We start from the raw sequence: 4,999 nt of genomic DNA on the forward strand, positions 1-4,999 counted from the left end.
TCGCCGCGCCCGCCCGCCTCGCCGCACCTGCCCCGCGTCGCCGCGCCCGCCCGCCTCGCCGCGCCCGCCCGCCCCGCGTCGCCGTGCCCGCCCGCGTCGCGCCGCTCACGCCGCCCGGGTGAACTCCACGGTCACCTCCGGCGGTCCGCCCGCCACGCCCCGGTAGACGCCCTTGTACGGGGTGACGTCGTCGTGGTCCGGCCCCGGCCGGCCACGGCAGGGGACTCGTCGGGCCGGGTCCGGTTCGTCGGGTCGTAGCCCGTGCCGGCCGCCCGCCCGGTACTCGACCCAGCCGTGGCTCCGCCCGGCCACCGGGCGGTGCAGTCGCCCGCGAAGGTGTAGGTCACCCCGCGGTCGGTGAAGGCGCGGGCCATCTGGTCGGCGCGGAAGCGCAGTTCACCCGGTTCGATCGGCTGGAGCGCCGCGAGCACCGGCTCGTAGGCGTCCTGACCCCACCCGGCCGCTCGGACATCCCGTCCCACGCGTCGGCCAGCGCGTACGCGTCGAATAGGTCCGCCATGGCCCGACGTCAGGCGCGGGACGTAACACCGCGATCTCCCGGGCGTTTCCGGAAGTGCTGGGTGCCCGGCGGGCCTGCCGGGGCGCTGCGGGTGTGGTGGCCCGGGGCCTGGGCCCGGCCGGACTCCCCCGTGGTCCGGCCGGGTTGGCAGTGCTCTCCCCCGAGTGGGGAGCACCCGGGGGCAAGCGGAACCAACGATGCCCTGTCACGAACGCCCCGCACCACCGTCAGCTTGTTGCAGTGCGAGGGGAGGAGGCCGGGAGAAACAGGAACAGATGGGTGGTTTTCCCGGACGTCGGCCGGGGCAGCCGTGTTGCGGAGCTGGTCCGGGCCGCGCATAGTTGCGCTCCGGAAGAGGCGTACTGCGGGGGTGGGATGGGCGATGGCCGGGCACGGGACGGAGGAGCATCCACACGGTGCCGACCGACTGTGTGACGCCGGGGATCGCGTGTATTCCCGGGCCGTACGGCGCGGTCGGGTGGCGCGGACCGACGCCGAGCCGGTCCCGTGCCTCCTGGAACTCGCCCTGCTGCACCCCGATCCCGACGACATGGACTGGCTGGTGCCGACCTCCCCGCAGGAGGTCATGACCCGGCTGCTGCGCGGCCTGTACGACGAGGTGAGCGCGAGCGGCCGCCGGATGGGCTCGGCGGTCGCCGCCTTCGAGTGGTACGCGGGCCTGGGCGGTCCCGGGCGGGGCGGGACGGCCGGCGAGGGCGCCGCGATCCGGGTCCTGGACGGCGCCTCCCGCATCCAGGCCGCCCTGGACGCGGCGACCGAGGCGTGCACGACCGAGGTACTCACCGTGCAGCCCGGCGGCATCCGGCGTGAGCACGAGCTGTCGGAGGGCCTGCACCGGGCGCTGCAGCTGCGCGGCCGGGGCGTGCGCATGCGGGACATCTACAACCACGTCGCCCGGCACGGCCAGGGCCTGCTGACCTACCTGGAGCTGATGGGCGACGCGGTGGAGGCCCGCACGCTGGACGAGGTCATCGACCGGCTGATCCTCTTCGACCGCACGGTGGCCTTCATCCCGGCGAACACCGACCGCACGATGGCCCTGGAGCTGCGCCACCCGGCCCTGGTCTCCTACCTGGTGACGGTCTTCGAGCGGCTGTGGCGGCTGGCGATCCCGCTCACCGCGCCGCTGCCCGACACCCGGATCGAGGGCATCTCCCACCGTGAGCAGTCCATCGCCGCCCTGCTGGCGGAGGGGCACCAGGACGCGGTGATCGCCGAGCGCCTGGGCATCAGTGTCCGCACCTGCCGCGCGCACATCGCCCGGCTCTCGGAGACCCTGGGCGCGGCCAGCCGGACCCAGCTGGGGGTGCGGATCGCACAGGTCGGCCTCGACCGGCCGTCCGCCGAGGCCGGCCCGCCGGCGGTCAGACTTCCGGCGCCGGGGTCCGGTCCTGACCCGGCCGCTGCTCCTGCGCCTGCGCCCGGTCCCGGTTCTGTTCCCGGTCAAGGATCCCCGACTGTCCGATGAGGTAGCCGAGTTGGGCGCGGCTCTCGCTGCCGAGAGTGGTGGCGAGTTTGGCGATGTGGACGCGGGCGGTGCGGATGTTCATGCCGAGGCGGTCGGCGATGACGGCGTCGGTGTGCCCTTCGACGAGGAGGGCGGCGATGGCCTGCTGCCGGGGGGTGACGCCGTTGAGGGACGGGCGGTGCACCGCCTGCGGGTACATGGGCGTGGCCAGCCGCCAGAGGCGGTCGAAGGTGATGGTGAAGTAGGTGAGGAGGGCCGGGTGGCGGACCTCCAGGGCCAGTCGGCCGTCCTCGCCGGCGGGGATGAAGGCGACCGTGCGGTCGATGACGATGAGGCGGTCGGTGACCTCGTCGAGGGTGCGGGCCGCCACGTCGCCCCGGAGCTGCTCGTAGCGGGCCAGTACGAGGGGCTGGTGGCGCTGGGTGTGCTGGTAGAGGGTGCGGATGCGGCAGCCCCGGTCGAGCAGGGCCTGGTCGCGAGCCATGGCCACGGTCTGGGCCGTCTCGCCGCGCGGCCCGCTGTAGTGGACGTTGGGCTGGATGCAGAGGAGTTCGTCCGTGGCCTCGGCGGTCGCCTCGGTGATGGCCCCGTTGATCTGTTCCGTGCCGCTGAGGAGACGCAGGGAGGCGGGATCTGCGGCGGCGGTGCGGCTGCCGGTGATCCGCATGAGGGGCTCGAAGAGGGTCGCCAGTCGTTCCTCGCGGCGCCGTTCCTCGGCGATGCGGGTGCCCGAGGCGCGCAGCAGCCGGTGCAGGGCCAGCGCCGGGGAGACGGGTTCGAGCTGGTGGGGGTCGTCCACGACCGGGTGCAGGAGGCCTAAGGACAGCAGGCAGGGGGCCGCCGTCTCGGCCTCCTCGGTCTTGATCCGCCCGTCGTGCAGGGCCCGCTCGTAGAGGTTCGTGCCGGCGGCGCACAGGTTCTCCACGCCGTGGTGGGGGTGCGGCGGCGCGTTCACTGCGAATCTCTCTCCTGTTCGAGGACGGCGGACGGCAGGCGGCGGGCGGTGGGCGGCGGCCGGTGGACGGCGGCCGGTGGACGGCGGCCGGGCGGGGCGCGGGCGTGCCGTTCCCGGTTCTCGGTCCCGGACCCGCCCGCACGGTCAGGGTTCCTGTTTAAGGATCCCCGACTGGGCTATGAGGAAGCCGAGTTGGGCGCGGCTGCCGCTGCCCAGAGCCGTGGCGAGTTTCGCTATGTGGGCTCGGCAGGTGCGTACGTTCATGCCCAGACGGCGGGCTATGGCCTCGTCGACATGCCCCTCGACGAGGAGCTTGGCGATGGAGTGCTGGATGTCCGTGATGCCGTCGGGGGCGGTCTCGTAGGGGGCGCCGGTGGCCAGCGGTACCGCGCGGCCCCACATGAACTCGAAGACCTTGATCAGGTAGCGGACGAGCCCCGGGTGCCGGAGTTCGAGGGCGACCTGTCCGTCGTCCCGGGTCGGGATGAAGGCGACGGTCTCGTCGCAGATGATCAGCCGCTCCACGAGTTCGTCGATGGTGCGGTACTCCACCTTGCCGTCGGTGAACTGGGAGACGTAGCCGAGTGTCTCGGGGCTGTACCGGGCCGTGTGCTGGTAGAGGGTCCGGATCCGGCAGCCGCGGTCGATCAGCGGTCTGTCGCGTTCGAGTCCCTGTACGAGGGTGTGTTCGAGGCGCCGGCGGCTCGGCTGGACGGTGAGCATCTCGGTCTGGCACTGGGAGGTGGCCAGATCGAGTGCCGCGTTGATCCGGTCGATGCCCTCCAGCACCGTGATCGAGTGTGTGGTCGGCGTCGGCTGGGCGCTGAGGGTCATGAACGGCTCGAATGCGTCGGCGAGTTCGACCGACAGCCGTCTGCGCCGGGTGATCTCGCGCTCGATCGGGTTGAGCAGTTGGGACAGAGCGATCGACGGGGGCACCGGACGTAGCCAGTTCGCGTCGTCGGGGTCCGCGTGAAGCAGGGCGAACTCCATCAAACACGGAGCAGGCTCCACGTCCGCACGGGCTATGCGGCCCGTCCGAAGAGCGTTCCCATAGAGACGGCGACCTTCCTCGCACAGCTCAGTCGACGCATGAGGATGTGTCTGCTTTGTCTCATTTTTCGTCAAATCTCCACCCCCCAGGGTCCTGAACGTGCAGGAACATGATGCATCGATTGTGTGGCCATGACGTGCCCGAATGGGCCATCGTCGTAGTGGACGGGGGAGAGGTGACCTTCAAATGAGGACGAAGCCGACTATGCATAAGAGAATGCTTCGCTCGGCGCTTGCCGCCGCCTTCTCCGCTGCCTTGGCCTTCGGGGCGCTGAGTGGCCTTGCGGGAACGACGGGTGACACGGCGCGCGACAGTACCTGGAGCACGGGTACCGAGATCGTCGCGGCGCCCGCGGACAGTACGTGGGTCGCGCCCCGCGACAGCACGTGGGTGATCACGGCGGCAGACGTGCCGGGTGACAGCACTTGGGTCGCTCCCGGCGACAGCACTTGGGTCGCTCCCGGCGACAGTACGTGGGTCGCCGAGTCATGACCACTCCACCCGACGACCGCTCCTTCCGCCGCGAAATGGCCACCGCCTACCGCTCCGGCTGGCACTTCATCGACCTGGTCACCGCCATCCCCCACAGTGGTGACTCGTTGATGGTGACCGTGTTCGGCGAGCCGGTGGTCGTGACGCGCGACGAGGACGAGGACGTACGGGCCTACCGGTGCCTGCGCAAGCCCCGGGGGGCGCCGCAGCCCGTGCGGTGCGCCATTCGTTACGGAATGATCTTTGTGAACCTGGACCAGCGGGACCACAGGCTCGTCGAGCCCGAGACTCCGCCCCTGAAGACCATCTCAGCCACCCCCCGCAGTGCCTGACGCGATTCCCCCGTCGTAACAGATCGCTCAGGTGCTTCCCCCCGCAGCGGGGGGGGGCGGGGGGGGGACAACGGTAGGGCCGGGGGATATTTGGGGGGTGATAGGGGACAACACCCCCCCGAACGAGTGGGCGGAAACCACAACGGGGGGGTGTTGG

At 71.5% G+C, this 4,999-nt stretch carries 4 protein-coding genes and 2 pseudogenes; 2 read left to right on the forward strand and 4 right to left on the reverse strand.

All coding sequences use genetic code 11. The features are described from left to right. Window positions 1-105 precede the first annotated feature (105 nt). Together ACFWBD_RS41075 and ACFWBD_RS41080 are read right to left on the reverse strand one after the other, a co-directional pair. Window positions 106-327: pseudogene (locus ACFWBD_RS41075) on the reverse strand (transglutaminase family protein); the annotation flags it as partial. Further along, window positions 306-520: pseudogene (locus ACFWBD_RS41080) on the reverse strand (circularly permuted type 2 ATP-grasp protein); the annotation flags it as partial. The pseudogenes ACFWBD_RS41075 and ACFWBD_RS41080, both read right to left, overlap by 22 nt. Before the next feature lie 382 nt (window positions 521-902). On the opposite strand from ACFWBD_RS41080, the gene ACFWBD_RS41085 reads away from it, so the two are divergent. Next, on the forward strand, window positions 903-2,009 hold the full coding sequence (locus ACFWBD_RS41085) for a LuxR C-terminal-related transcriptional regulator (protein WP_385679224.1): 1,107 nt from the start codon (window positions 903-905) through the stop codon (window positions 2,007-2,009). Here ACFWBD_RS41085 and ACFWBD_RS41090 read toward each other — a convergent pair. Continuing rightward, window positions 1,906-2,964 carry a helix-turn-helix transcriptional regulator gene (locus tag ACFWBD_RS41090; RefSeq protein ID WP_385679227.1) on the reverse strand — a complete coding sequence of 353 codons (1,059 nt, stop codon included), beginning with the start codon at window positions 2,962-2,964 and terminating at the stop codon, window positions 1,906-1,908. The two genes, ACFWBD_RS41085 and ACFWBD_RS41090, sit on opposite strands and share 104 nt — an antisense overlap. A 144-nt stretch (window positions 2,965-3,108) precedes the next feature. After that, window positions 3,109-3,957 carry a helix-turn-helix transcriptional regulator gene (locus ACFWBD_RS41095; protein ID WP_385679230.1) on the reverse strand — a complete coding sequence of 283 codons (849 nt, stop codon included), beginning with the start codon at window positions 3,955-3,957 and terminating at the stop codon, window positions 3,109-3,111. A 549-nt stretch (window positions 3,958-4,506) separates the two neighbouring features. Here ACFWBD_RS41095 and ACFWBD_RS41100 point away from each other — a divergent pair. Beyond that, window positions 4,507-4,842 (forward strand): hypothetical protein, encoded by a 336-nt coding sequence (locus ACFWBD_RS41100; RefSeq protein WP_054241900.1) that lies wholly within the window; start codon window positions 4,507-4,509, stop codon window positions 4,840-4,842. The last annotated feature ends 157 nt before the right edge of the window (window positions 4,843-4,999 follow it).

It is taken from the genome of Streptomyces sp. NPDC060002, assembly GCF_042737245.1.
Classification (GTDB): Bacteria; Actinomycetota; Actinomycetes; order Streptomycetales; family Streptomycetaceae; genus Streptomyces.

What these genes read in the sequence shown, in the direction of transcription:
- ACFWBD_RS41085 (WP_385679224.1), top strand. Translation starts at nt 903, where the DNA reads ATGGCCGGGCACGGGACGGAGGAGCATCCACACGGTGCCGACCGACTG.
- ACFWBD_RS41095 (WP_385679230.1), bottom strand. Translation starts at nt 3,957, where the DNA reads ATGGAGTTCGCCCTGCTTCACGCGGACCCCGACGACGCGAACTGGCTA.
- ACFWBD_RS41100 (WP_054241900.1), top strand. Translation starts at nt 4,507, where the DNA reads ATGACCACTCCACCCGACGACCGCTCCTTCCGCCGCGAAATGGCCACC.